General features: G+C 73.6%; 22 protein-coding genes. 14 read left to right on the top strand and 8 right to left on the bottom strand.

The window, feature by feature from the left end:
* Positions 1-90: 90 nt before the first annotated feature.
* Positions 91-786, bottom strand: coding sequence for an SMI1/KNR4 family protein (locus WMF22_RS24590; RefSeq protein WP_437301502.1), 696 nt, complete (start codon positions 784-786; stop codon positions 91-93).
* 136 nt (positions 787-922) lie between these two features.
* Here WMF22_RS24590 and WMF22_RS24595 point away from each other — a divergent pair, with 136 nt between their 5' ends.
* The 6 genes from WMF22_RS24595 to WMF22_RS24620 all read left to right on the top strand — a co-directional run bounded on the left by WMF22_RS24595 (position 923) and on the right by WMF22_RS24620 (position 6,915).
* A complete protein-coding gene (locus tag WMF22_RS24595) occupies positions 923-1,177 on the top strand; it encodes a hypothetical protein (RefSeq protein ID WP_044965533.1) in 255 nt (84 codons plus the stop codon).
* The gene (locus WMF22_RS24600) at positions 1,174-2,784 is read left to right on the top strand and encodes a hypothetical protein (RefSeq protein WP_438037194.1); all 1,611 of its coding nucleotides are present in this window, start codon (positions 1,174-1,176) and stop codon (positions 2,782-2,784) included. The genes WMF22_RS24595 and WMF22_RS24600 overlap by 4 nt, the downstream gene beginning before the upstream one ends.
* Positions 2,785-2,868: 84 nt before the next feature.
* Positions 2,869-4,242: a hypothetical protein gene (locus WMF22_RS24605; RefSeq protein WP_438037195.1), complete on the top strand. Its 1,374-nt coding sequence runs from the start codon at positions 2,869-2,871 to the stop codon at positions 4,240-4,242.
* 22 nt (positions 4,243-4,264) lie between these two features.
* Positions 4,265-5,638 (top strand): protoporphyrinogen/coproporphyrinogen oxidase, encoded by a 1,374-nt coding sequence (locus WMF22_RS24610; RefSeq protein ID WP_438037196.1) that lies wholly within the window; start codon positions 4,265-4,267, stop codon positions 5,636-5,638.
* An 84-nt stretch (positions 5,639-5,722) separates the two neighbouring features.
* Positions 5,723-6,289, top strand: a complete 567-nt coding sequence (locus tag WMF22_RS24615; protein ID WP_438037197.1) for an FMN-binding protein — start codon at positions 5,723-5,725, stop codon at positions 6,287-6,289.
* Positions 6,286-6,915: a hypothetical protein gene (locus WMF22_RS24620; RefSeq protein ID WP_437301507.1), complete on the top strand. Its 630-nt coding sequence runs from the start codon at positions 6,286-6,288 to the stop codon at positions 6,913-6,915. The genes WMF22_RS24615 and WMF22_RS24620 overlap by 4 nt, the downstream gene beginning before the upstream one ends.
* Before the next feature lie 90 nt (positions 6,916-7,005).
* Here the strand turns inward: WMF22_RS24620 and glgB are convergent, their stop codons facing one another.
* Positions 7,006-9,252: a 1,4-alpha-glucan branching protein GlgB gene (glgB, locus tag WMF22_RS24625; protein ID WP_437301508.1), complete on the bottom strand. Its 2,247-nt coding sequence runs from the start codon at positions 9,250-9,252 to the stop codon at positions 7,006-7,008.
* A gap of 348 nt (positions 9,253-9,600) precedes the next feature.
* Between glgB and WMF22_RS24630 the strand changes: the two genes are divergently transcribed.
* The 4 genes from WMF22_RS24630 (at position 9,601) to WMF22_RS24645 (ending at position 12,225) form a co-directional block, all read left to right on the top strand.
* Entirely contained in the window at positions 9,601-11,169 is a 1,569-nt protein-coding gene (locus tag WMF22_RS24630) for an aldehyde dehydrogenase family protein (protein WP_437301509.1), read from the top strand.
* 153 nt (positions 11,170-11,322) lie between these two features.
* Entirely contained in the window at positions 11,323-11,526 is a 204-nt protein-coding gene (locus WMF22_RS24635; protein ID WP_437301510.1) for a hypothetical protein, read from the top strand.
* Positions 11,523-11,756, top strand: coding sequence for a hypothetical protein (locus WMF22_RS24640; protein WP_438037198.1), 234 nt, complete (start codon positions 11,523-11,525; stop codon positions 11,754-11,756). The genes WMF22_RS24635 and WMF22_RS24640 overlap by 4 nt, the downstream gene beginning before the upstream one ends.
* A 133-nt stretch (positions 11,757-11,889) precedes the next feature.
* Positions 11,890-12,225: a hypothetical protein gene (locus tag WMF22_RS24645; protein WP_438037199.1), complete on the top strand. Its 336-nt coding sequence runs from the start codon at positions 11,890-11,892 to the stop codon at positions 12,223-12,225.
* A gap of 564 nt (positions 12,226-12,789) precedes the next feature.
* On the opposite strand, the gene lon is transcribed toward WMF22_RS24645, so the two are convergent.
* The 4 genes from lon to WMF22_RS24665 form a co-directional block, all read right to left on the bottom strand.
* Positions 12,790-15,189, bottom strand: a complete 2,400-nt coding sequence (lon, locus tag WMF22_RS24650; RefSeq protein ID WP_438037200.1) for an endopeptidase La — start codon at positions 15,187-15,189, stop codon at positions 12,790-12,792.
* 235 nt (positions 15,190-15,424) lie between these two features.
* Complete coding sequence (locus tag WMF22_RS24655; RefSeq protein WP_438037201.1) at positions 15,425-17,224, bottom strand: hypothetical protein; 1,800 nt, start codon at positions 17,222-17,224, stop codon at positions 15,425-15,427.
* A gap of 49 nt (positions 17,225-17,273) precedes the next feature.
* Positions 17,274-18,134 (bottom strand): tetratricopeptide repeat protein, encoded by an 861-nt coding sequence (locus WMF22_RS24660; RefSeq protein ID WP_437292453.1) that lies wholly within the window; start codon positions 18,132-18,134, stop codon positions 17,274-17,276.
* On the bottom strand, positions 18,131-18,733 hold the full coding sequence (locus tag WMF22_RS24665) for an RNA polymerase sigma factor (RefSeq protein WP_437292454.1): 603 nt from the start codon (positions 18,731-18,733) through the stop codon (positions 18,131-18,133). The genes WMF22_RS24660 and WMF22_RS24665 overlap by 4 nt, the downstream gene beginning before the upstream one ends.
* 520 nt (positions 18,734-19,253) lie before the next feature.
* Here WMF22_RS24665 and WMF22_RS24670 point away from each other — a divergent pair.
* Positions 19,254-19,772: a hypothetical protein gene (locus tag WMF22_RS24670; RefSeq protein ID WP_438037202.1), complete on the top strand. Its 519-nt coding sequence runs from the start codon at positions 19,254-19,256 to the stop codon at positions 19,770-19,772.
* 157 nt (positions 19,773-19,929) lie between these two features.
* Here WMF22_RS24670 and WMF22_RS24675 read toward each other — a convergent pair whose 3' ends face one another.
* Complete coding sequence (locus WMF22_RS24675; protein WP_438037203.1) at positions 19,930-20,631, bottom strand: glutathione S-transferase family protein; 702 nt, start codon at positions 20,629-20,631, stop codon at positions 19,930-19,932.
* Positions 20,632-20,649: 18 nt separating this feature from the next.
* Between WMF22_RS24675 and gcvA the strand changes: the two genes are divergently transcribed.
* Positions 20,650-21,585, top strand: coding sequence for a transcriptional regulator GcvA (gene gcvA, locus WMF22_RS24680; RefSeq protein ID WP_437292457.1), 936 nt, complete (start codon positions 20,650-20,652; stop codon positions 21,583-21,585).
* Positions 21,586-21,595: 10 nt separating this feature from the next.
* Here the strand turns inward: gcvA and WMF22_RS24685 are convergent, their stop codons facing one another.
* On the bottom strand, positions 21,596-22,219 hold the full coding sequence (locus WMF22_RS24685) for a TetR/AcrR family transcriptional regulator (RefSeq protein ID WP_438037204.1): 624 nt from the start codon (positions 22,217-22,219) through the stop codon (positions 21,596-21,598).
* 290 nt (positions 22,220-22,509) lie between these two features.
* Between WMF22_RS24685 and WMF22_RS24690 the strand changes: the two genes are divergently transcribed.
* Complete coding sequence (locus WMF22_RS24690) at positions 22,510-24,000, top strand: serine/threonine-protein kinase (RefSeq protein ID WP_438037205.1); 1,491 nt, start codon at positions 22,510-22,512, stop codon at positions 23,998-24,000.
* A gap of 10 nt (positions 24,001-24,010) precedes the next feature.
* Positions 24,011-25,099 (top strand): hypothetical protein, encoded by a 1,089-nt coding sequence (locus WMF22_RS24695; protein WP_437292460.1) that lies wholly within the window; start codon positions 24,011-24,013, stop codon positions 25,097-25,099.
* The last annotated feature ends 4 nt before the right edge of the window (positions 25,100-25,103 follow it).

Here is a 25,103-nt window from a genome sequence, read left to right on the forward strand (position 1 = left end):
CCTGTGACGATCGCACGATTGCGCGCCCTCTCCCCTGGACGCAGCCTCACGCGGGCATCGCGGCGGCCAGGCTCGGGAGGCGAGGCTCGCTCAGCCCGTGAGCGCGCTCCGCATGAACGGGCGAGGTGCAGGTGTGAGCGGGACCGCCACCGCGCGCACGCGGCTCCTCGACGCGACCGCGCCGCGCGCGAGCGCCGCGGGCTCGATCTGCGCGACCTGCGCGGCGGCGCGCTGCCGGCGATCGTCGAGCTCCGCGGCGAGCATGTCCTTCACCATGTCGAGGAGCTCCGGGAAGCCCGACAGGCGCAGCCCGACGTCGTTCGTCCAGAGGATGATCTCGAGCTCGCCATCAGGCGCCCTCGCCTCGGGATCCCACGCGAAGACCGTCTCGGCCGCCGCGTCGATGCCGAACGGGACGAGCGCGCTCCGCGCACCATAGCGGCCGCGCACGGTCGCCGGCGCGCCGTCGCGCTCGCCCGCGCCGCGCGCATCCTCGCCCTCGCAGTGCTCGAGCACCATCCGCCCGACGTCCATGTACGAGCCGCGCGCGAGCGCGCGCACCCCGAGCAGGCTGGCGCCGGCGAACAGCTGCGGCCAGCCGTCGTGCCGCGAGAGCAGCGCCCGATAGCTCGGCGGCAACGCCATCCCGAGGCGCCGCTCGACGCCGGCGATCGCCTCTTCGGGAGCCCCGGCCGGCGGCGCGATCGGCATTCCCCGCCGCGGATCCATCCGCGCGAGCTCCAGCTTGAGCGCGCGGATGCGGTGCATCGACTCGAGCCACTCCATGCGCGCGACCCTACGCGCGCGGCCCCGGAAGGAGCAAAAAACGAGCGACGCTCCGCCCCGCCGCGCAGGCGCAACCCGGGTGACACACGCGCTTGACAGTCATTTGGGGCAGCGGCACGGTGCTTGCGTGGCTGGCTTGGGCTCCTGGGCATCGCTTCGCACCGCGTTCGTCGTGGCGGGCGCCACGTTCGTCGTCGCGTCGCTCGCGACCGCGTGCCTCGACTACGCGGGCGAGGAGCTGTTCGATCAGTGCGACACGCCGGCGGCGCCGCTCCCCGGCTCGGGGTCCGGCTCGGGCGCCACAACGAGCGCCGGGGCGGCCAGCGTGGATCAGCCGGACTGCGGCGCGCCGACGCACGCGCCCGGCTCGGGATCCGGCTCGGGCTCGTGAGGGAAGAGCGGCGCGATGTCCTCGCGCTCGCCGCGCTCACCGCCGCCGCGCTCGCCTCGCGCCTGCTCTTCCGCATCGATCACGACGAGGACATCGACGCGCTCCGGTTCGCGCTCGGCGTGGAGCGGTTCGACGTGGCCGCGCTCCGCCCGCACGCGCCGTACTACCCCGTGTTCGTCGCGGCGGCGAAGGGGCTCGCGCTGCTCGGCACGACGCCGCGCGCGGCGCTCGCCCTCGTCAGCGCCGCGTCCGGCGCGGCCGCCGTCGCCTTCACCGCCCTGCTCGCGCGCGAGGTCGCCGGGCGGCGCGCCGCGGTGTTCGCCGGGGTCCTCGCGCTCGCCTCGCCGTTCCTCTGGCTGTCGTCCGAGAAGCTCCTCAGCGACATGGCCGGCACCGCGGCGGTGACCGCGGCGCTCTGGCTGTGCGCCCGCGCGAGGCGCCTTCGCGGCGCGCAGGCGGCCGCTCCGGCCGCGCCGCTGGATGCCGCCGCCGCGGCGGCGCGCACGCGCACCTGGGCGCTCGTGCTGCTCGGCGTCGGGCTCGGCGTGCGGCTCTCGTACTTCCCGTTCGCGCTCGCCTGCCTCACCGTCATCGCCCGCGGCGAGGGCGGCCGCCTCGCGTGGCTCGCGCGCGGCCGCGACCTCGCGGCCGGCGCGCTCGCGTGGCTCGTGCCGCTCGTGCTGATCGCGACGCCGCGCGACCTCGTCGCGACAACGTGGGTCCAGGGGCTCGGGCACTTCACCCGCTGGGGAGGGACGGCGATCACCGTCTCGTCGCCGCTCGATCGCCTCCGCGGCGTGATCTGGGGGATCTGGGCCAACGGGCTCGGCGGAGCGTGGCCCGACGCGCCGGCGGCGCGCTGGCTCGGCGCGCCGCTCCTGGTCGCGCTCCTCGCCGCGGGCGCGCTCCGGGTCGCGTCGCGAGAGCGGGCCGCGCGCGCGCTGCGCGAGCAACCCGAGCTCTGGGCCTCCGCGTTCGCTTACTTCCTCTGGGCGCTCCTCGGGCAAAACATCGCCTACAAGCCGCGGCACTGGCTCCCGCTCGTCCCGCTCCTCCTCGTCGCCATGGCCGCCGGCGCAGCGGCCCTCTCGGCGGCGCGCCCCGCGGCGGAGGGCGCTCCGCGCCGACGCGCGCTCCGCGGCGCCCCGCCCTTCGCCCTCGTCGCGGCCCTGGCGGCGCAATGGCTCGCCGACGCGATCTCGCTCGCTCGCCAGCACGAGGCGCCCTCGCCGGCGGCCGCGATCGTGCGCTTCCTCCGCGACGCCCGTGCAGAGCAGCGCCCGGTGCTCACGCGCGACCTCGACCGGATGATCCAGGAGGGCGCGCCGGGTCGGCTGCCCGTGCGCGTGCGCGACGACGCCGCGCTCGTCCGCGGCGTCGAGCAGGCCGGGCCGGGCGGCGCGCTCATCACCAGCGAGGCGCTGTCGCGGGAGGCGCGCGACGCGCTCGCAGGCCGCGGCTACACGATCGCGATCCGCTTCGCGCGCCCGCGCTCGCGCTACGTCGACGCGCTCTGGAGCGATCTCGCGCTGCTCGAGGCGCTGCCCGCCGGACCTCCGGCAGGCGGCGCGCTCTCGCGCGCGCCGCGCGGCGCGCCCCCTCGCTGAAAACGAGGTTGACCTCCGTTTTCAAGGGCGCGAAGACTCCCGCCCCCCGGGCTCCCGGTCCTCGTCATGAAAGCGATCACGTCCTTGTGGCCTCGCTCCGCGGGCGTCGTCCTCGGCGCGCTGCTGCCCTTCGCCGCCGCCGCGCAGCCCGCGCCGGCCACGCAGCCTGCGCCGGCCACGCAGCCCGCCCCCGCCGCGCAGCCCGCGCCGGACGGCCCGGTCCTCGACCTGCCGCCCGAGCACGCCGCGCCGCCGCCGGAGCCCCGGAAGCCCGCCGTCGGTCTCGGCGCCGGAGAGGCGCCCGAGCACGAGCTCGTCCGCGGCCTGACCGAGCAGCGGTTCCGCAGCGCCGGGGCGAGCGCCAGCAGCACCTCCGTCGGCGGCTACGGCGAGGTGCATGTCCGCGGCACGACGACCGGCCGCGAGGGCGAGCGCGCGTGGGTCGCCGACATCCCGCGCCTCGTGCTCTTCGTGGCGCACGAGTTCACGGCCGACATCCGGTCCTACGTCGAGCTCGAGGTCGAACACTCGATCTCCTGCGCGAGCTGCCCGGGCGCCGCGGAGCTGGAGCAGGCCTACATCGAGTGGAACGCGGCAGGCCGCGCCCTCGGGCTGCGCGCGGGCCTCGTGCTCGTCCCGATGGGGATCATCAACCAGTGGCACGAGCCGCCGGTGTTCCACGGCGTGGTCAGGCCCAAGGTCGACACCCTCGTCATCCCCTCGACGTGGCGCGAGATCGGGATCGGCGCGTTCGGGCAGCCGCTCGACTGGCTGCGCTTCGAGGCCTACGCCATGACCGGCCTCGATCCGCTCGGCTTCCGCGCGGGCGGCCTCGCCGGCGGGCGGCAGAGCGGCGGGCTCGCCCGCGCCAACGCATGGGCGGCCGTCGCGCGCGTCGAGGCCGAGCCGCTGCTCGGGGTCGTCGCGGGCGCGTCGGTGTACGCGAGCGACGCTGGCCCGAACGGCGAGGGCAAATTCTTCCTTCGCGACGGCACGCCGGTGGATCTGTCGGTCCCGGTCCTCGGCTGGTCGCTCGACGCGCGCTGGCGCAGGAGCGGCCTGGAGACGCGGGTCCTGTTCGCCGAGTGGCACCTCCCCGAGGCGCGCGCCCTGATGGTCTCGTTCAACGAGAGCGGCGCGCCGAACTTCATCGATCCCACGAGCCCCGTGGCCTCCCGGATCCGCGGCGGCTATGTCGAGGCCGCGTTCGACGTGCTCCGCTCGCTCGACGTGGGCCACGAGCTCCTGCCGTTCGCGCGCGTCGAGGCGTACGACACGCAGTCCGCGGTGCCCGAGGGCTACAAGGCCAACGCCTCGTACGGCGTCCGCGAGCTCACGCTCGGCGCCTCGTACCGGCCGACCCAGGGGGTCGTCGTGAAGGCCGACTACCAGCTGCGCGACCGCACCCTCGGGTTCGACCAGACGCAGCTCAATTTCGGCCTCGGCTTCATGTACTGAGCGCGCCGGACGCGGGCACACCATGTCACTCCGCCCAGACGACGCCGGGCCCGAGCGCCTCGTGGTCGGCGCCGGCATCTCCGGCCTCTACGCCGCGCTGCTGCTCGCGCGGGCCGGCCGGCGCGTGCGCCTCCTCGAGCGCGCGGCGCGGGCCGGCGGGCTCGCGGGCGCCGAGACGTTCCGCGGCCTGCCGTGTGATCTCGGCTCGCACCGGCTCCACCCGGCCGCCCTCGATCAGCCGCTCTTCCGCGAGGTGCACGCGCGCTCCCCGTTCCTCTCGCGCCCGCGCCGCGGGGTGCTCGTGCTCGGCGGCCGCCACGTCCCCTACCCGCCGAGCGCGCCCTCGATGCTCCGCGCGCTCGGCCTCCGCGCCGGCGCCGCCATGGGCCTCGGGTTCGTGGCGCAGCGCGGCCGCCGCGCCGCCTTCGCCCGCTGGGAGCACGACCGCGCCCTCGCCGGCGAGGACGTCGGCTTCGAGCGGTTCGTGCGCGACCGCGTCGGCGCGGCGGCCTACGCGTCGTTCTACCGGCCCTACGCCGAGAAGGTCTGGGGCATCCCGCCGTCGGAGCTCTCCCAGACCGTCGCGAAGAAGCGGATCAGCACGACGAGCCCGCTCGCGCTGTTCAAGGGGCTCACCCGCGGTCGCGGCGGCGCCTCGGCGGATCTCGCGCGGTTCATCTACCCGCCGGCGGGCATCTCGTCGCTCGTCACGTACCTCGAGGCGCGCCTCGCGGAGGCCGGCGTCGAGGCCGAGTGCGGGACCACCCTCGGCCTGGCCGTGGCGGGCGCGCGCGCCGGCGCGGCGCCGATCCTGTTCGCCGGCGATCTCGCGGATCTCGTGCCCGACGCGCCGCTCGAGCACCGCGGGCTCTACCTTGTCTACCTGGCGTACCCGCGCGCGCGGCTCGGCGCCCCGGAGACGTACTACTGCCCCGACCCGCGCTTCTGGTTCGGCCGCGTCTCCGAGCTGCAGAACTACGCGCCCGATCTCCGCCGCCCGGGCGAGACGGTGCTGTGCGTCGAGATCCCCGAGGGGGCCTGGGGGCGCGGGCGCGATTTCGCCTCGGGCCCGCCGCTCGATGCGCTGCTCGACCAGCTCGTGCGCGCGGGCATCGCCCCGCGCGGGGTGGCGCCGCTCGAGGCCCGGCAGCGCTTCGTGCCCCGCGTGTACCCGCTCTACCGGCGCGGCTGGCTGCGGGACTGGCGGGCCGCGATGCGCCGCGCCGCCGCGCTCGGCGTGGTCCCCTTCGGGCGGCAGGCGCTCTTCCTTCACTGCAACCTCGATCACTGCGCCGCGATCGCGGCCGACGCGGTGGCGCACGTCGAGGCCGGCCGCAGCCCGGAAGCGTGGGCGCTGAACGCCGAGCGCTACCTGGATGTACAAGTGCGCGACTGACGCGACTGACGCCCGCGCCGCAAATCCGCGGCCCAAACGCCGTTGACTTTGACTTTCACGAATGACAGCTTCGTCGGAGCTTTGATGCGTCCTTCTCGTGACCTCCGCGCCGCCCACTTCGCTGCAGCAGCGGCGCTCACGTTCATCCTGGCGGCGCTGCCCGCCCACGGCGCGACGTACTGGACGGTCCCTGCGGTCCTGAAGAGCTTCTTCGCGAGCTCGAAGAAGGTCGGTTATCGCAAGGTCGTCCTCGGCGACGCGGAGGCGCAGGAGCTCGGCAAGAAGCTGGGGGCCCCGGTCAAGCGCGAGTGGGTGGTGTACGTCGCGGAGTCCGACGGCAAGATCGACGGCTACGCGATCAAGGACGAAGAGAAGGGGATGCACGAGCCGATCGACTTCGCCGTGCAGTTCTCGACGGCCGGCGCGGTGGAGCGCATCGAGATCCTCGAGTACCGCGAGGCGTACGGCGACGAGGTCCGCGGCGATCGCTTCCGCGCCCAGTTCCGCGGCAAGACGGCGGGCGACCCGATCACCGCGGGCAAGGACATCGACATCGTGTCGGGCGCATCCATCTCGTCCCGCTCCGTGGCGCTCGGCGTCAAGCGCGACGCGCTCGTCCTCCAGCTCGCGCTGAAGCGCGGCGCTCTGTGAGGGATTTCACAGCTTCAGCCGGTCGGCTGAGGTCGCTCTCGCTCGGCGCGAAGCTCCTCTACTCGGCGTTCGCGCTCGCGTCGGTCATCGGGCTGCTCGTGTCGTGGCGCCTCTACGGGGCGATGGTGCAGGACGCGGGGGCCGCCGCGTACTACGCGGGCGCGGCCGTCGCCGCGCCGCCGCCTGCCCCGGCCCAGGCGCCCGCCGCGGCCGAGGGGCCCGCGCTCGATCTGGGCCCGGAGCTCGATCTCCCCGGGACGCCGGAGGCGCCGCGCGTCCTCGTCGAGCAGATCTCCGAGCGGAAGCTGCTCGAGGTGACGCATTTCCACCTCTTCTCGGTGCCGGTCTACGTGCTGATCCTCGCGCACCTCTGGCTGCTCGCGCGCCTGCCGTCATGGCTCCACACAGCAGGCGTCGCGGCGGCCGTCGTCACGAGCGGGCTGCACATCGCGGCGCCATGGCTCCTCCGGAGCGCGCCCGGCGCCGCGGCGCTGATGCCCATCTCCGGCGTGGCGATGCTGCTGTCGCTCGGCGCCATGGCGATCGTCTCGACGGTGGACATGTGGCTGCCGAGGCGCTCGCGGCGAGGCGAGGCAGCGCCGGCCGACGAGGCCCAGGCTCAGTAAACCGCCGCGCGCGCCCCGCGCGGAGCGCGCTCGCCCCGACGAGCGAAGGCGCCCTGGGGGGACCTGCTTAGCAGCGCGCCGGAGGAGGCCTCAGCCCGGGGCGTCCTGCTCGGGGATGAGCCAGAGCACCCCGAGCGGCGGGAGCGAGAGCACGATGGATTGCGGGAACCCGTGGCTCGGGACGTCCTCGACCTCGACGCGACCCAGGTTGCCCACGCCGCTGCCGCCGTACTGGACCGCGTCGGTGTTGAGCACCTCCAGGTAGGCGCCGCGCCGCGGGACGCCGATCCGGTACGGATGGCGCGGGACCGGCGTGAAATTGCCGATGAACACGACGTGCGTGCCCGAGGGCGACATCTGATCTCCCGCGCCGTCGCCGTAGCGGATGAACGAGATCACGGTCTGCATGTGGTCCGTGCAGTCGATCCACCGGAAGCCGTGGTGCTCGTCGTCGAGCTCGTACATCGCCGGATACTTCTTGTAGAGCGCGTTGAGCTCCGTCACGAGCCGCTTGAGCCCCGCGTGCTCGGGCACCGAGAGCAGGCCCCAGTCGAGCTCCGTCTTCTCGCTCCACTCGGCGAACTGGCCGATCTCACCGCCCATGAAGAGCAGCTTCTTGCCCGGGTGGGCCCACATGTAGCCGTAGAGCGCGCGCAGGTTCGCCAGCATCTGCCAGTAGTCGCCGGGCATCTTCGAGAGCAGCGCCCGCTTGAGGTGCACGACCTCGTCGTGGCTCAGCGGCAGGAGGAACTTCTCGGAGAAGGCATAGATGAGCCCGAACGTGAGCTGGTGGTAGTGGAAGGCGCGGTGGATGGGCTCGTGCTTGAAGAAGTCGAGCGTGTCGTGCATCCACCCCATGTTCCACTTGAAGTCGAAGCCGAGCCCGCCGACGTACGTCGCGTGGGTCACCGACGGCCAGGCGGTGGACTCCTCCGCGCAGAGGATCGCGCCCGGACAGCGCTCGTGCACCCGGTTCGACAGCTCGCGGATGAAGTCGATGGCCTCGATGTTCTCGCGGCCGCCATACCGGTTCGGCACCCAGTCGCCGCCCTGCGCGGCGTAGTCGAGGTAGAGCATCGAGGCGACCGCGTCGACCCGCAGGCCGTCGATGTGGAACTCGTCGAGCCAGTAGAGCGCGTTGGCCACAAGGAAGTTCCGCACCTCGTGGCGGCCGTAGTTGAAGATGTACGTGTTCCACTCGCGGTGCTCGCCGAGGCGCGGGTCGAGGTGCTCGTAGAGCGCCGTGCCGTCGAACCGCCCGAGCGCCCACGCGTCCTTGGGGAAGTGCGCGGGGGTCCAGTCGAGGATCACGCCGATCCCCCGCTGGTGGCAGCGGTCGATGAAGTAGCGAAGGTCGTCGGGATCGCCGAAGCGGCTGGTCGGGGCGAAGTAGCCCGCCACCTGGTAACCCCACGATCCGTCGAAGGGGTGCTCCATGACCGGCATGAGCTCGATGTGCGTGAAGCCGAGCTCGGCCACGTACTCGACGAGGTGGTCGGCGAGCTCGCGGTACGTCATCCAGCGCATCCCGCCCTCGTACGGCGGGCCCTCGCCCTGCACGCGCCGCCAGGAGCCGGCGTGGACCTCGTAGATCGTGAGCGGCTTCTTGCGGGAGTCGACCTTGCCGCGCTCCTGCATCCAGTCGCCGTCCTGGAAGGCGTAGCGGCTCGTGTAGACCCGCGAGGCGGTGGCCGGCCGGAGCTCCATCGCCTGGGCGACGGGATCGGTCTTCACCGTGATGTGCCCCTCCGGCGTCTTGATCTCGTACTTGTAGAGCGCGCCCTCGCCCAGGCCCGGGATGAAGATCTCCCAGAAGCCCTCGCCCATCCGGCGCATCGCGTGGCGGCGGCCGTCCCAGTGGTTGAAGTCGCCGAGGACGCTCACCCGCCGCGCGTTCGGGGCCCAGACCGCGAACGACGTCCCGGAGACCCCGTCCACCTCGCGCACGTGCGCGCCGAGGACGCGGTAGAGCTCCCAGTGCCGCCCCTCGGCCAGGAGGTGGCGATCGATGTCCCCGAGCGTCGGCGGCATCGCGTACGGGTCGAGCTCCACCGAGGAGTTGCCGTCGGGGAAGCGCAGCTCGAGCTGGTACGGGAAGCGTCCGTCCGCGGGGTAGGACACGCCGGGGAAGCGCGCCTCGAAGAGGCCCGCGGGGTGGACGCGCTCCATCGGCTGCCTCCGGAGCCTGGGGTCGCCCGGGACCACCGCGATCTCGGTGGCGTCCGGCCGAAAGACGCGGACCACCAGGTCGTCCTCGTCTTCGTGCGCGCCGAGCACGTGGTGCGGATCCGGATGCTCGACTGCCGCGATGAGATCGAGTTCTCGTTGTTCCAACATGTCGGGGTCCGCCTATAGCGGCTCCACTCGCCGACGTCATGCCGAGAGTCCGCCCGAGACGCCGACCAGGCTCACCCGGGCGCACCGGCGCGGCCTGCGGCGCCGGTCCCCCCTGGCGCAACCACGGTGTGCTCACCATTTGTCCGCAGCGCAACAGCGGATGTCGGTGGGCCGGATCGACCGCGAGCACGCCGAGAATCGTCGGGATTCATCGGGAAACAGCGCAAATGCTCATTTGCTGTACCTTCTCGGGAAGGGTAGGGTCCCGGCGTCGAGCAGCGAGCCACGGAGGCCATCCGGCAAGCGACGCGGGCTCGAGAGGCGGAGGGATCGAACATGGGTCAGGTGGTGAGCGAACGCCCGATCGGGGGCAATGGCAGCGGTCCTGGCGTGAACGGGCACGGAGGCGCGGCGATCCGCAGCTACGCGCCCGCGACCGGGGAGCTCCTTGGAGAGGCCCCGAACACGAGCGCCGAGGAGGTGCGTGCCGCGGTCGCCCGGGCGCGGCGCGCGCAGGAGGCGTGGGGCGCGTTGCCCGTCGAGGAGCGCTGCCAGCGTGTCCTGCGCTTCCGCGACGCCATCGTCGATCGCACGGACGAGATCGTCGATCTGCTCTCGCGCGAGTGCGGCAAGCCGCGCCACGAGGCGCTGCTGCACGAGGTCCTGGTCGCGGCCGACATGGCGACGTACTTCGCGCAGGTCGCCCCGAAGGCGCTCGAGCCGCACGAGATCAAGCTCCACCTCTTCAAGCACAGGCGCAGCTGGGTCCACTACGTCCCTCGCGGCGTGGTCGGCGTGATCTCGCCGTGGAACTTCCCGTTCCAGCTCGCGCTGCGCGACGTGCTCGCGGCGATCGTCGCCGGCAACGCCGCCGTGCTCAAGCCGAGCGAGGTGACGCCGCTCATCGCGCTCAAGCAGAAGGAGATCTGGGACGGCGCGGGCATGCCCGAGGATCTGTTCCAGGTCGTCACCGGCTACGGGCCGACCGGCGCGGCGCTCATCGACAGCGGCATCCAGATGCTCCTGTTCACCGGCAGCGTCGGCACCGGGAGGAAGGTCGCCGCCGCCTGCGGCGAGCGCCTCATCCCGTGCGTGATGGAGCTCGGCGGCAAGGCGCCGCTCATCGCCTGCGCGGACGCGGACATCGAGCGCACGGCGCAGGCGATCGTCTTCGGCGGCTTCGCGAACGCGGGGCAGGTGTGCGTCGCGGTGGAGCGGGTCTATGCGCACCGCGAGATCCACGATCGCCTGCTCGATCGCACCGTCGAGATCACGAAGGGGCTGAACCAGGGTGATCCGGGCAAGGAGTTCGTCGACGTGGGGGCGATCATCTTCCCGCCGCAGATCGACGTCGCCGAGCGGCACATCAAGGACGCTATCGACAAGGGGGCGACCGTGAAGGCCGGCGGCAAGCGCGCGCCGGGGCAGGGCCAGTTCTTCGAGCCGACGATCATCGCCGGCTGCGATCATGCGATGACGGTGATGACCGAGGAGATCTTCGGGCCGGTCGTGCCGTTCATGCAGGTCGCGACCGAGGAGGAGGCGATCCGCCTCGCGAACGAGTCGCACCTCGGCCTCAACGCCTATGTCTTCTCGGAGGACACCGATCACGCGCGCCGGCTCGCCGAGCGCCTGCAGGCCGGCAGCGTGCTGGTGAACGACGTGCTCATGAACGGCGCCCTCCCCGACGCGCCGTTCGGCGGCGTCAAGCAGAGCGGCTTCGGCCGGGTGATGGGCGAGGACGGGCTCCGGCAGATGTGCGACGTCAAGCACATCAACGCCGACCGCATCGCGCTGGGGTCGAAGGACCCGACCTGGTTCCCCTACACGGCGTCGTCGTACAGCTGGTTCAAGCGGGGCATGCGGGCGCTCTTCTCGAGCGGCGGCTTCCTGCGGCGCATCGGGGAGCTGTTCTAGGGCGGGCGCTGTCGACAGCGGCGGCGGGAAGCCTCGAGAACGTCGGCAGACAAGGCGCCGGATGGACGGCCGCCGGGCGGGCACAGATCCTGCGCTTCGCGCCAGAGGCGTGCGCTCTTGCATCCCTGCCCCCTTCTGATCCACGCTGAACCCATGCCTACCCGGCCCGGTTCCTTGCCGAGCGACCCCATCCTCGCGGCCATCGATCGCGCGGCGCGTGTGCAGAGGCTCACGCCGGAGCAGCGCGCCGAGCTCGATCGGGACCTCGCCGACATCGCGGCGGGCCGTGCGCGCCTCGTCGCTCACGAGGATCTGCCGCGGGCCCTGGAGGAGCTGGCCCGCGAGCAAGGCGGATGAGCTTCCGCGTCGTCTGGAACTTCCCTGCTCTGGTCACGTTCTACAGGCTGCCGATGCACTCGGCCTTCATGATCGACCGGGCGGTCGTTCGCTTCGCGGAGACGGGCGAAGGCGAGCTCGCGTGGGAGGCGCCCTACTACCTCCTCAGCGCGGGCTTCCACGACGCGGTGCTCACGATCGAGCGCGAAACGCGGACGATCACCGTGCTCCGCATCTACCGCGCTCGCTGAGCGCTGCGGGATCCGGTCCAGATCAGATCAGCGAGGGCTCGACCGGCGCGGGCTCGGCGGGCCTGGAGTGGGCGGGCGTGGGTTCGAGCGGCGCCGGCTCGTCCACCAGAGGTTCGCCGTGTCGAGGAGCTGGATGCGACCACCCGTAGCCTCGAAGCAGCGATGGCGAGACGAGCACCTGATCGAAGATCCGCCAGGAGGTCTGTCCGACAGCGCCTCTCGAACAGAACGTACCGGCGAGCGTCGCTGGCTGCTGCTCACCATCCCAGGCATGGCGTTCGCCAAGCCAGCGCCACGCTGCATTGTAAAAAAGGAGATCCGACGGCGAGCGGGGCCGATGCCGCTGGACCGCGGCCCGCGACCGCGCCGTTGGAAGGCTCGCGTCGAATTGCTTCTCGAGCGGCTCGGCATTGAAGTCGCCGAGGATGAGGGCGGGAACGTCTTCGCCGACGGCCTGCGCTCGCGATGATCGCGTCGCGCAGTGCCTCGGCGGAGCGCGCCCTCCGCGCGTCCGCGTCCGCCGTATCTCCCAGGTTCGACCGCCAATGCGCGGCTGCGACGACGAGCCACCCGCCGCGGTCATGCATCCTGAACGTCACGACAAGCCCCGCTCGAACCGCACGGGCAGCATGATACGGCCGCACCCAGCTGTGGTCCTTGTATGTCAGCGATCTTCGGTCGTAGGCGATCGCTACGTCGAAATCGTGGCGTTCGGCGGACGTCTCGCCGGACATAATGATGCCCCCGAGACAACGGGAGCGCCGGCGGGGGGGCTGTGCGCGGCGGCGCGCGGGTGGGCGCGGCGAGCACCGAACGAGGTGCCATAAGGTCCCAGGAGGCTCCACGTCCCAGGCGCGCCTTGTGTGGCGCGCGACGGAACGTCTCAGAAGGCATGGCCCGAAGTGAGACATGCCGGGCGGTGTTCTCGGCGCAAGCTCTCCCGCCCCGGTCTTGGCGGATGGCCGAGCGCCCACCCGCGCGCCGCCGCGCACAGCCCCCCGCCGGCGCGGCGGCTCGGCTCAGCCCCTCTCCGCTACGCGGCCGCCGCCGGCTCCCCCGCCGCCACCCCCGCAGCGCCGCCCGTGCCCGCGGCATCGATGGGCGCCTCCTCCAGCGCCGCCGCGATCACCTGGCTCATGTCCTCGACGAAGATGAGCTCCAGCTCGGCCCGCACCTCCTTCGGGATCTCCTCGGCGTCACGCGCGTTCTTCTGCGGCAGGACGACCCGCTTGATCCCGGCGCGGTGCGCCGCGAGCACCTTGGACTTGATCCCGCCGACCGGCAGCACCCGCCCGCGCAGCGTGCACTCGCCCGTCATCGCCGTGTCCGAGCGCACGCGCCGCGCCGAGAGGAGCGACGTCAGCGCCGTGAACATCGTCACGCCCGCGGACGGCCCGTCCTTGGGCACGCCGCCCGCAGGGACGTGGATGTGCAGGTCCTCCGCCTCGAGCTTCGCCGTGTCGACCCCGAGCTCGATGGCGTGGCTGCGCACGTAGGTGAGCGCCGCCTTCGCCGACTCCTTCATCACGTCGCCGAGCTGACCCGTGATCTCGACCCTCCCCTTCCCCGGCATCCGCGACGTCTCGATGAACAGGATGTCTCCGCCCACCGGCGTCCAGGCGAGCCCGGTCGCGACGCCGGCGACGCTCGTCCGCTCCGCCACGTCGCTGAAGAACCGGACCTTGCCAAGGTACGTCCCGAGATCGCTCGCCTCGACCACCACGCGCGGCGCCTTGCCGTCCGCCGCGCGGGCGATCTCCAGCGCGACCGCCCGGCAGAGCTTCTTGATCTCGCGGCCGAGCTGCCGCACCCCGGCCTCGCGCGTGTAGTCGCGCACGATCGCCGCGAGCGCCTCGTCCGTGATCGACAGCGACCCCGGGTCGATCGCGTGCTCCTTGAGCTGCTTCGGGACGAGGTGCGACCGCGCGATCGCGATCTTCTCGTCCGGCGTGTAGCCGGACAGCTCGATGACCTCGAGCCGGTCCCGCAGCGGCGCCGAGAGCGCGCCGAGATCGTTCACCGTGCAGAGGAATACGACCTCCGACAGATCGAACGGGAGCTCCAGGTAGTGGTCGACGAACGTCCGGTTCTGCTCCGGATCGAGCACCTCCAGCAGCGCCGCCTCGGGCGAGCCCCGCCACCCGGCGCCGAGCTTGTCGACCTCGTCGAGGAGCACGATCGGGTTCTTCACCTTGGCCTTCTTCAGCGCGTGCACGATCCGGCCGGGCAGCGCGCCGACGTACGTCCTCCGGTGGCCGCGCAGCTCCGCCTCGTCGTGCACGCCGCCGAGCGAGATGCGCACGAACGGGCGGCCCGTGGCGTCGGCGATCGACTGGCCGAGCGAGGTCTTGCCCACGCCGGGCGGGCCCGCGAAGCACAGGATCGTCGCGCGCGCCTTCCCGGTCAGCTTGAGCACCGCCATGTGCTCCAGGATGCGGCGCTTCACGTCGTCGAGGCCGCGGTGATCCTCGTCGAGCTTCGCCTTCACCGCGTCGAGGTCGTCCTTCACCTCCGCCCTCGCGCTCCACGGCAGGTCCGCGATCCACTCGAGGTACGTGCGGATCACGTTGTGCTCCGCGCTCTGCGGGCCGACCGACTCGAGCCGGCGGAGCTCCCGATCGGCGACGGCGCGCGCCTCCTCGGGGAGCCCGGCCTCGTCGAGGCGCCGCCGGAGGGCCGACAGCTCGTCCTCGCCCTCCTCGCCGCCCGCGAGCTCCTTCTGGATGGCCCGGAGCTGCTCGCGGAGGATCACCTCGCGCTGGCCCTTGCCGAGCTCGCGCCGCACGTCGCCGTCGATTTTCTTCTTCAGGTCCGCCAGCGCGGACGCCTCGGCGAGCAGGCCGGCGACCCGCTGGAGCCGCGGCACCACGCGGAGCTCCGAGAGCACCTCCATCTCCTTCTCGGTGCTCAGGCCGAGCGCGCCGGCGACCTGATCCGCGAAGACGCCCGGCTCCGCCCGGCTCGTGGCGGCGATCTCGGCGAGGTTGGTCCCCGTCTTCGGGCCGACCTCGCGGGCGCGCTCGCGCAGCGACGCCGCGAGCAGGCGCGCCTCCTCGGCGTCGCCGAGGAACTCGGGCGCGAGGGTGCCCTCGGCCCGCCACGTCGGCTCCGTCTCGACCAGGGCCGAGAGCGCGAAGCGATCGAGCCCCTCGAGCACCAGCCGGTAGCCGTTCGAGACGCGCGAGATGTCGACGACCCGCGCGAACGTGCCGATGTCGTGGAGGTCCTCGCGCCGCGGATCCTCGCGCTTCGGATCGCGCTGCGCGATGACGCCGATCACGTCGCCGGCGTGGACGGCGTTGAGCAGCGCCACCGAGCGGGGGCGCCCCACCGGGAGCGTCAGCACGGTGCCGGGAAAGAGGACGCCGGTGCGGAGCGGGAGCAGGGGAAAGGGGGAACGAGGCGCGCTGGCGCCGCTGCGAAGCTGGCTCATGCGAACTCCTGTGGCAGCGGTCGGCTCGCGCCATCCGTGCCGGATCGGTCGAAGGTCAGGTGGACTGCGTGGACAGCGCGCCGCGCCTCCGCCCGTCAGGGCGGCGCAGCGCGCGGTTGGGCTCACGTAGACCGCCGCGAGCAACCGCTCGGGCGAGCTCCATGAATCGATGAACGAAAAGTAAATTCGTTCACGCATCCGTCAACCCGCCCCGCAGGCGAGCGCGACGGCGAGATCAGAACAGCTGGACGCCGAGCACGAGGCCGGGCCAGGCGCGCTCGGTGCTGCTGGCGTCGTCGGCGCCGAGGGGGGCGCTGCCGTAGGGGCTCAGCCGGGCGTCCCTCGGGGTGCGGCTGAACGAGACGTTGAAGCTGGGGCCCCCGAAGATCGCGAGCTCCGGGAAGAGACGGAAGCCGAGGAGCGCGCGCGCCTGCGCGATCGTGGCCGCGGCCTCGAGCGTCGAGGGCTCGTGGAGCGTGTACCCGAGCACGTCGAGATCGACATAGGCGCGCTGGTGGATGGAGAAGCGGCCGCCCAGGCCGAGCGCGGAGACAAGGAGAGGGCGATTGCCGATCGTGCGAAGGCCGATCCCGTAGATGTTGTGGAAGTGTTCGCTCCCGTGCTTGACGCCGGCCACCACGATGCCGGACTCGAGCCCCCAGACGTCCACGTGCAGGCGGCCCTTGCGGATGAAGTTGAACAAACCGAGCGAGAACGGCGAGTCGTCGGCGTAGTTGACGAGGCCGATCTGCGCGCTCCCCACCTTGCCGGTGGCGATGTTGAGGAGCCCGATCTGCACGTCCGCCGACTCGCCCGCGGCCACGTTGGTCAGGCCGGCTTGCAGATCGGCCGACCCGCCGGCGGCGACGTTGACCAGGCTGAGCTGCACGTCCGTCGCCTCGCCCACGGCGACGTTGGCCAGGCCGATCTGGACGTCGGTCGCCTTGCTCACTGCGACGTTGGCCACGCCGAGCTGAAGATCCATCGACGCTCCCACGGCGAGGTTGGCCATGCCCACCTGGGCTCCGTCGATCTGACCGGCGGCGGCGTTGAGCACGCCGACCTGCGCGCCCGCGACCTGGCCGGCGGCGGCGTTGATCGCGCCGATCTGCGCGCCTCGGAGCGAACCGACGACGTTGACGCCGCTCGTGACTTGCACGCCGCGCGCCGGACCGAACACGAGGTTGGCCACGGTCGAGAGCTGCGCCCCGCACAGGAAGGACGAGGAGATGCTGGCGCCCGCGCTGAGCTCGATGCCCGTGGTGCCCGCCGTGTACCCGGCGACGAGGTTCAGCGAGTAGCGGCGGACCACGTTCGTGCCGGTGGAGGTCGAGGAGCCGACGAGGGGGAGGACGTCGGCGCCGAAGAGGACGGTCGTCGCGCCGGGGGACGCGCACGGAGGCGGCTCCGGCGGCGCGGGGGCGGGGCGCGCGGCCTTCGCGGGGCGCGCGGCGCGGGGAGGTGGCGCCTGCCTGCCGGCGGCGGGCGGCGCCGCGGGCGCTGGCTGCGCCGCCGCCGGCGCCTCGGGCGAGCGCTTGCCGAGCGCCGCCGCGAGCTCCGCGGCCTCGTCCCGGACGAGGTTGCCCGCGAGCAGGGCGATCGCCTCGGCGGCGCGATCGGGATCCTCCGGGACGTCGATGGTGCGCTCGATGCGGCGGCCGTCCGCGGCGCTGTAGCTCAGCGTGACGCGGCCGTCGGGCTCGCCGCGGAGGACCAGCGTGGAGCGCCCGGCGGTCGCCGCGCGGGCCAGCGTGACGTCGGCGCCGAGCTCGCGCCCGATGGCGGCGCGCACCGCGTCGGGATCGAGCGTCCACGGCGCGCCGTCGACGACGAGATCGACGCCCGCGGCGCTCGGCTCCTCGGCGAGGGCAGGCGCGGGAGGCGCGGTGACCGCGGCGAGGGCGCCCGCGGCCGCGAGCGCGTGCAGAAGGAGGACGCCCGCGCGGAGGGCCGCGCCGCGCGCGGACGTCTTCCGGTCACGGCGCGGCGAGCCCCGCGGCGGCGCGGGGAGAGGTGCGAGGGCGGGTGCGTTCATCGACCGTGCTGTGCCCGCTCGCGGCGCGTTCGTTCACGCGCCGCGACGCTCACTCGTCCGCGCTGCGCATCGCCTCGAGCAGCGAGCGCGACTCGTCCTTTCGGTAGCCGCCGAGGGCGCCCTGCGCGAACGGCTCGAGCGCCCGCCGCGCCTCGTCCTTGCGGCCGAGGCGAACGAAGCAGAGGGCGCGGTTGTACTGGGCCTCCACCGCGAAGCGGCCGCGCGGGGCGGCGGCCAGGTACGCGTTCCACGCGTCGAGCGCGGCCGCCGGGTTGCGCTCGACGAAGTGCGCGCGGTGCGCCGCCTGATAAAGCGCGTCCACGTCGGGGCCGGCCGGCGGGCGCTCGATGGCCTGCGGATCGCCCGCGGCCGGCCGCGGCGCGGTCGGCTGGCGCGCGGAGCTCGGCGCGACGGCCGCGACCGGGCGCGAGGCCGACCGGACCGGCGCGACCGCCAGCACCGGCGCGCGCGGCGGCGCGGGTGCGATCGGGGGCTCCGCGATCGGCGCAGGCAGCGGCGGCGGCTCCGGCGCGGCCGCCTCCGCGCTCGCCTCGGCCTCGGCCTCGGGCGGCGCGGGCGCCTCGGTCGCGCGCTGCGGCCCGGACAGCGCGCGCTGCGGCGGCGGCGCGGGCGGCATGGTGGGCGCCTCGGAGACGCGCAGCCCGAGCCGCGACGCGACGTCGTCCCAGCCGCCCGGGAACCAGCGCGCGGCCGAGGCCCACGCGACCGATCCGACGAGCACGGCGGCCAGCGGGACCACCACGCGGACCATCGCGAGGCGGCGGGCGCGCTGGGCCTTCAGGCTCCTCATCACGCGGGCGCGCGTCGCGTCGCGGCGGGCGCGCGACGCGTCTGCCTCCGCGCGCAGCGCGCGCGCGGCCTCGCGGAGCACGTCGTCCTTCTCCTTCACGGCGCCCTCTCTTCCAGCAGCGTCCGGAGCTTCTGCTTGGCGTGGAACAGCCGCGTGCGCACGGTGGCCTCGGGCACGCCCATGATCTCGGAGGCCTCTCGCGCGCTGCGCTCCTCGACCTCGCAGAGCACGAACGCCACGCGCTGCGCCGTCGGCAGCGCGTCGAGGGCGCGGTTCAGGGCCTGGGCGAGCGCGGCGCGGCCGGCTTCCCGCTCGGGGCTCGACGCGTGCTCCTCGTCCGGCTCCAGGGCGAGCCGCTCCATGGCGGCGCGGCGCCGCGCGGCCGCGCGGAGGTGGTGGCGGGCGTGGTTGACCGCGATCGCGATGAGGAACGTCTTGAGCGACGAGCCGCCGCGGAACCGCTGCGCGGCCTGCGGCAGGCTGATGAAGACGTCGTGGGCCAGGTCCTCGGCGGACGCGTCGTCGCCGGTGAGGCGGCGGGCGAACCCGCGCACCGCGCCGTAGTGCCTGTCGTACGCCTCGCCGACCGCCGCGGCGTCCCCGCGCCGCAGCCGCTCGACGAGCTCCTCCTCCGCGTCCTGCGCGCGCTCGGCGCCGCGGGCGAAGAAGAACGGCATGAGGAGCGCCATGGTCTTCATCGGTCGCCACCTCTCCCCGGCGCGCGGGGGCTCGACGTCGCCGGACGGCTCTGTCCCCGGAAAACCCGCTGCTCGCTCCGTTCCATCTCGGTCCATCCCTGCGCCATCATCGTTACACCCGAACGCGCTCGGCGGCGTTGCCCGTTTGCCATCAACAAGCGTCGGAGAGCCCGGGTCGGCGTGAGGCACACCCCGTCGTGCCCGGCGTGGAGAAGAGCGTTCATGGTCGGCGCGTCGGTTTCGTGCCCGGAGGGGCCGGGAACGTTCAACTCCGGTCGGCGAAATCGACCGCCGGGGGTCCGGAAGGCTGAAATCGACGGCCAGGGGGCGCGATCGACCGCCGGGGTCCACCCCGCCGCCCGGGAGGTCCGGACCTTCGGCCGTCGAGATCGTGCGCAGGCGCGCGACCCGTTGAACGGAGCGCGCGGCAGCGGGCACGCAGCTCCGAGTGGGCAGAGGGCGCCGCGCCGACGCGCCGCGCCGCTGCCCTGGATCCATCGCTGATCAGGAGTGATGACATATGAGCATGCGCACGGCCTTCGAGTGGGGTCTCGGTCTCTCTTTGTCCTTCTTCTCGATGACGACGGTCGGTTGTTACATCGAGACTGGCGAGGACTGCGACTGGGACGACGACTGTATCGACGCGCCCGACGGTCCCGACTTCGAGCGCCCGGATCATGACGAGGACACCGATGACGACGACGGTGAGGAAGGCGCAAGCAGCGGCGGCGAGAGCAGCGCGAGCGGCGGCGGCGAGAGCAGCGCGAGCGGCGGCGGCGAGAGCAGCGCGAGCAGCGGCGGCGCGGGCGGGAGCTCCTCAGGGGGAGCGATCGCCTGCGAGGCGGCGTGCGACTGCCCGAGCGGCGACGCGTGCGTCGAGGGGATCTGCAAGACGCCGTGCGCGGCCTCGTGCGATTGCGCCGAGGGCGAGTCGTGCGAAGGCGGCTATTGCGCGCCGCCGCCAGAGCCGGCCATCTCCTGCGAGGCGGACTGCGACTGCCCGGGCGGCAACGCGTGCGTCGAGGGCGTCTGCACCTGAGCCGCGGCGCGCTCTCCGGGCGCGCAGAGCGCTGAGCTCGAAGCGCGCCGCATCGTGCGTCTCGTGAAGCTGCGCGCCTACCCCACAGCCCGACTCCTGACCGCCGAACTGGTGAATTCCGCGAAGCGGGGCAATCAGCGCGGCGGCGAGCCCAGGCTCACCGCGACGGGATGAGCCGCTCGAGCCGGGAGATGTACCCCGGCAGCTCCGCCGCCAGCGCTCCGGGCAGCGCCCGGTCCGCTTCGAACAACATCGCCAGGTTGCCGTAGAGCGCCGCGTCCGCGAGGCTCGGGGCCTCGCCGAACAGGAACGGCGATCGCTTCAGCGTCCGGACGGTCGGCGCGAGCAGGGTTTTCGCGCGCTCGAGCAGCGCCGGGGTGTCGCGCTCCCACTGCTCGATACAGCCAGCGCCGAACTTGCGCTCCTTGATCAGCGTGTACAGGGCGCGCTGGCCCGGCCGCTCCCAGGCGTCGCGGATGCGCGGCGACGCGACTCGAAAGAGCACGTCCTCCAGCGGTCCGTCGCAGAAGTCCGCGTACGCCCAGACCGGGCCCTCGAGGACGTCGAGCGTCAAGCGCCGGGCGGCAGGGTCCTCGAGCAGGAGCTCGCAGATCCGCCGCGACTCGACCGTCACCCGGCCGTCGTCGCCGACCAGCACCGGCACGTAGATGTAGCCGCCGGTCACGCGGGCCAGCTCGTCGCGATCATCGTACGGCACGTCGACCAGCTCGTACGGGCGGCCCAGGAGGTCGAGCAGCATCTGAACTTTGCGGGCGAAGGGGCTATATCGGAGTCGGTAGAGCTTCATGACTCCCGGGATACCCCGGCGCGCCTGGACGAGCGAACGAATGTTTTCCATGGTACATGAGAAATTCTCATGACCAGCCCCGCCCCGGGGGATCGCCCTCCGCCTCTGCCGTCGCTCACCGCCCTTCAGGCGTTCGAGGCCGCGGCGCGCCACTCGAGCGTCACCCGCGCGGCGCGCGAGCTGGGCGTGACCCAGGCCGCCGTCAGCCACCAGATCCGCGCCCTCGAGGACACGCTGGAGACGGCGCTGTTTCGCCGCGCGCCGCACGGCATCAGCCTGACGGAGGACGGCGAGCGCTGGGCCGCGGAGCTGGGCGTCGTGTTCGCCAGGCTGCGCGAGGCGAACGCCCGCCTGCGGCGGCCCGCCGCGGACGCGCGGCCCGCCGTGTCGGTCAGCGTCACGCCGTCGTTCGGGGCGCGCTGGCTCGTGCCGCGGCTCGGGCAGTTCCTTGTGAGCCACCCGGAGGTCGACGTGCGCATCTCCGCCACCGAGCGCCTCGTCGATCTCGCGAGAGAGCCGGTGGACATCGGCATTCGTTATGGACTCGGCAGCTACCCGGGCCTCTTGACCGTCAAGCTGGCGGACGACGCCCTGATCGTGGCCGCCGCGCCGAGCGTCGCGAGCAAGCGCGCGCGCTGGCGCGTCGAGGACCTGAGCCACGAGGTGCTGCTCGGGGACGACCACCCCGACGCCTGGGGCCGCTGGTTTCGCGAGCGCTCGCGCCGCCTGCCGGCCCGGGTCCGCCAGAGCCAGCTCACCGACTCGTCGATGCTGGTGGACGCGGCGGTGCGCGGTCAGGGGGTGGCGCTCGCGCGCTGGTCGCTCGCGGCCGCGGAGCTCGAGCTCGGCCGCCTGGTGCTGCTCTTTCCCAGGCTCCCGGCGCTGCCGACGGGCCTCGCTTACTACCTCACGACCACGCGCGCGAGCCTGCGGCGCAAGCCGGTCGCCGCCTTCAGGGACTGGGTCGTCTCCGAGGCCGCGAGCCTGCGCAGACCCGGCGGCTGACGGCGCGGCGTCAGCCCCCCGGCTCGCGGGCGGGCCCGCGGCCGACGAGGCCATAAAGGACGATCCGGTGGACCGCGCATAGCATCGCCTCGACCTCCTCGCGGGAGCCCTGGAACAGCCACGGAGGAGCGAAGCTCGCATAGGCGCGCAGGAGGGCGCGCGCGGTGAGCTCGGGGTCGGGGGCGTCGAGCTCGCCGGCGCCGGCGCCGCGCGCGACGAGATCGCGGAGGAGCGCGCGCTCCTCGTCGAGGAAGCGGGCGTGGGCGGCCTTCACGGCGCGGCTCTGGCAATGCACGAGATCGCACGCGTGCGCGCCCGAGCCGGCGAGCTCCAGGAAGGCGCACGCGCGGGCATCGAACACGGCCCGCAGCCGGTCGCAAAAGGGTACGTCGTCCCTGGCCGCGGCGGCGCGCATCGCGGCCATGACGGCGCGGTGCTCGCCCTGGGAGAGCTCCTCGACGATGGCGTCCTTCGAGGCGAACTCCAGGTACACGGCGCCGACCGCGATCTCCGCCTCGCGCGCGATATCGGCGACGGTGGTCTTGGCAGGCCCGTACCGGCGGAGGAGCCGCTCCGTCGCCTCGAGGATCCGCTGGCGCCGCTCAGTGGCGCCGCCGGGGTAACCGTGCTCCATGAGGTGAGCGATGTTCTCCCGGATTCACGGCCGGGGGAAGCGTCCTGGCGGGCGGCCGGCAGGGACCATGGGGACGCCACGGCGCGCGGGCACGGGCGGGGCCGCGCGCTGGCCGCTGGTGATGGCGCACGAACCCGACGGCGCGCGGGCCGCGCCGGCGCGACGGAGCCCAGCCCCGAGATTGATCGCCGTACGCCCGGCGGCTATCGTGGGCTGGCTTTGCACCGGATTTTCCGCGAAGATCGCGCTGTTCACGGGATCCACGGTCCGGCGTGCGAGGGGACCGAGCCATGACGAGCACCGCGCCGACACACGACGAAGCCGAAGGGCTGGTGCGACCGGGGCAGGTCATCGCCGAGAAGTACCGCGTCGAGCGGGTGATCGGCGCCGGCGGGATGGGCGTCGTCGTCGCCGCGACCCACCTCCAGCTGGAGGAGCGGGTCGCGATCAAGCTGCTCCTGCCCGAGGCGGCGAAGTCGCGCACGCTCGCCGAGCGCTTCGTGCGCGAGGCGCGCGCCGCTGTGAAGGTCAAGAGCGAGCACGTGGCGCGCGTGACCGACGTCGGGACGCTCGACTCCGGCACGCCGTACATGGTGATGGAGTACCTGTCGGGCAGCGACCTCGCCGACGCGCTCCGCGCGGGCGGGCCGATGACCCCGCAGGCGGCCGTCGAGTACGTCCTCCAGGCCTGCGAGGCGCTCGCCGAGGCGCACGCCGCGGGCATCATCCACCGCGACCTCAAGCCGGCGAACCTGTTCCTCACGCGGCGCGCGGACAGCTCCCCGTGCGTGAAGGTGCTCGACTTCGGGATCTCGAAGGTGGCGACCGGCGGCTCCGACCCGCGGATCACCGACACGAAGGCCATCATGGGGTCGCCGCTCTACATGTCGCCCGAGCAGCTCAAGTCCTCGCGCGACGTCGACGCGCGCACCGACATCTGGTCGCTCGGCGTCATCCTGTTCGAGCTGCTCACCGGCGCGCCGCCGTTCGACGGCGCGACGATGCCGCAGCTCTGCGTGGCGATCATGCAGGGGATCCCGAGCCCCCTCGCCGCGTTCCGCTCCGACGTGCCCCCGGCGCTCGAGGCGGTGATCCGCAAGTGCCTGGAGAAGCTGCCGGAGCAGCGCTACCGCCACGTCGGGGAGCTGGCGGAGGCGCTCGCGCCGTTCGCGACCGGGCGGGCCCGGCTCTCCGTCGACCGGATCAGCGGGATCTCGCGGAGCTCGGGGCCCCCGCGGCCGGAGCTCCCCTCGGCGAGCGGGGTGACCTCGCCGACCGTGGTGAACACGTCGCTGAGCACCTCGCCGACGTGGAGCGGGACGGTCGTGACGCGAAAGCGGCCGGTGGGGCTCGCCGTCGCGGCCGGCGCCTTCGTGTCGCTGATCGCCGCGGTCGCGGCCTTCGCGTTCCTGACGTCCCGCTCGCGCGGCGACGGCGCGGCGACGGAGGCGGCCGCCAGCGCCTCGGCCGCGCCGTCGCCGGCGGACGCCGCGGCACAGCCGGCGACCGCGCCCGCGTCGCTCTCACCGACCGTCACGCCCGGCGGCGCCGAGGCCCCCGCGCCGGTGGACGACCGCACGGCGGCGCCGGGCCCGGCCGAGATCGCCCCTGCGCCCCCCGCGGCGCCGGCCAGCGGCAAGCCCGCGGCGCCGCGCAGGCCGAGCGCCGCACCGCGACCTCCGGCCCCCACGCACGCCACGCAGCAGGCTCCGGCCACCCGGCCGCCCGCCGCCCCGGCCGCCGCGCCGTCCGGCGGCAACCTGTTCGACGATCGCAAGTGAGGACACCACCATGACGAGCCTGCCCGTGAAGCACCTCGGGCGCCTGCTGGCGCTCGCGATGTTCCTTGCCGCCCTCCTCTCGGGCGGCCGCGACGCGAGGGCCGACACGGCGGCCGCGCAGGCCCTGTTCGACGCGGCCAAGCAGCTGATGGCCCAGGGCAAATACGCCGACGCGTGCCCCAAGCTCGAGGAGAGCCAGCGGCTCGACCCGGGGATCGGCACGCAGTTCAACCTCGCTGCCTGCTACGAGCAGATCGGCCGGACGGCGAGCGCCTGGTCGATGTTCCTCGAGGTGGCCGGCGCGTCGAGGGCCGCCGGCCAGCTGGAGCGCGAGAAGGTCGCGCGGCAGCGCGCCGCCGCGCTCGAGCCGCGGCTCATCCGGCTGACGATCACGGCGCCGGCCGACTCCCCGGCCGACCTCCAGGTGAAGCGCGACGGCGCCCTCGTGGGGCGCGCGCAGTGGGGCACGCCGGTGCCCGTGGATCCCGGGAAGCACACGGTCGAGGCCTCCGCCGCCGGCCGAGCGCCGTTCGCGAGATCCATGGAGCTCACCCGGGCGGGCGCCTCGGAGACGCTGGCCATCCCGCCGCTGCCCGCGGGTGCGCCGGCGCGCGACGCAGCGCTCCCGCCGAGCGGCCCCGCCGCGCCTGCGGGCGCCGCCGCGCCCCCTCCGAGCGGCGCCCCGCTCGCGCCGGTCGCCGCGCACGCGCCGGCGCCCCCAGCCGCGCCGCTGACCAAGCGCCGCAACAAGGGGATGATGGTCACCGGCATCGTCCTGACGAGCCTCGGCACCATCGCCCTCCTGGGCGGGGGTCTTGTGATCGCCTCCACCCCCTCGTGCTCCGGCGACGGCTGCGAGTACGACCCCTCCAGCGACCCGTTCTCCGATGACGCGGGCTACGAGGAGGACGGCGCGGAAGGCGCCGGGGTCGGGCTCGTCGTCGGCGGGCTCGTCCTCGCCGGCGTCGGCATCCCGCTCGCCATCGTCGGCGGCCGCAAGGTGCCGGTGCAGCCCGAGAAGCAGGCTGCCTCCACGCCGGCGCCGCCGCCCGAGCTCGTCATCGGCCCGCGCTACGCCGGGCTCCGCTGGTCCATGTGAGGGG

Source organism: Sorangium sp. So ce204 (assembly GCF_051526795.1).
Taxonomy (GTDB): domain Bacteria; phylum Myxococcota_A; class Polyangia; order Polyangiales; family Polyangiaceae; genus Sorangium; species Sorangium cellulosum_B.

Bases quoted from the DNA above. Each gene is read 5' to 3' on its own strand.
- WMF22_RS24685 (WP_438037204.1), bottom strand. From the start codon at position 22,219: ATGGAGCACGGTTACCCCGGCGGCGCCACTGAGCGGCGCCAGCGGATC.
- WMF22_RS24695 (WP_437292460.1), top strand. From the start codon at position 24,011: ATGACGAGCCTGCCCGTGAAGCACCTCGGGCGCCTGCTGGCGCTCGCG.
- WMF22_RS24675 (WP_438037203.1), bottom strand. From the start codon at position 20,631: ATGGAAAACATTCGTTCGCTCGTCCAGGCGCGCCGGGGTATCCCGGGA.
- WMF22_RS24690 (WP_438037205.1), top strand. From the start codon at position 22,510: ATGACGAGCACCGCGCCGACACACGACGAAGCCGAAGGGCTGGTGCGA.
- WMF22_RS24670 (WP_438037202.1), top strand. From the start codon at position 19,254: ATGAGCATGCGCACGGCCTTCGAGTGGGGTCTCGGTCTCTCTTTGTCC.
- WMF22_RS24665 (WP_437292454.1), bottom strand. From the start codon at position 18,733: ATGAAGACCATGGCGCTCCTCATGCCGTTCTTCTTCGCCCGCGGCGCC.
- gcvA (WP_437292457.1), top strand. From the start codon at position 20,650: ATGACCAGCCCCGCCCCGGGGGATCGCCCTCCGCCTCTGCCGTCGCTC.
- glgB (WP_437301508.1), bottom strand. From the start codon at position 9,252: ATGTTGGAACAACGAGAACTCGATCTCATCGCGGCAGTCGAGCATCCG.
- WMF22_RS24640 (WP_438037198.1), top strand. From the start codon at position 11,523: ATGAGCTTCCGCGTCGTCTGGAACTTCCCTGCTCTGGTCACGTTCTAC.
- WMF22_RS24655 (WP_438037201.1), bottom strand. From the start codon at position 17,224: ATGAACGCACCCGCCCTCGCACCTCTCCCCGCGCCGCCGCGGGGCTCG.
- WMF22_RS24635 (WP_437301510.1), top strand. From the start codon at position 11,323: ATGCCTACCCGGCCCGGTTCCTTGCCGAGCGACCCCATCCTCGCGGCC.
- WMF22_RS24590 (WP_437301502.1), bottom strand. From the start codon at position 786: ATGGAGTGGCTCGAGTCGATGCACCGCATCCGCGCGCTCAAGCTGGAG.
- WMF22_RS24615 (WP_438037197.1), top strand. From the start codon at position 5,723: ATGCGTCCTTCTCGTGACCTCCGCGCCGCCCACTTCGCTGCAGCAGCG.
- WMF22_RS24645 (WP_438037199.1), top strand. From the start codon at position 11,890: ATGCGACCACCCGTAGCCTCGAAGCAGCGATGGCGAGACGAGCACCTG.
- lon (WP_438037200.1), bottom strand. From the start codon at position 15,189: ATGAGCCAGCTTCGCAGCGGCGCCAGCGCGCCTCGTTCCCCCTTTCCC.
- WMF22_RS24610 (WP_438037196.1), top strand. From the start codon at position 4,265: ATGTCACTCCGCCCAGACGACGCCGGGCCCGAGCGCCTCGTGGTCGGC.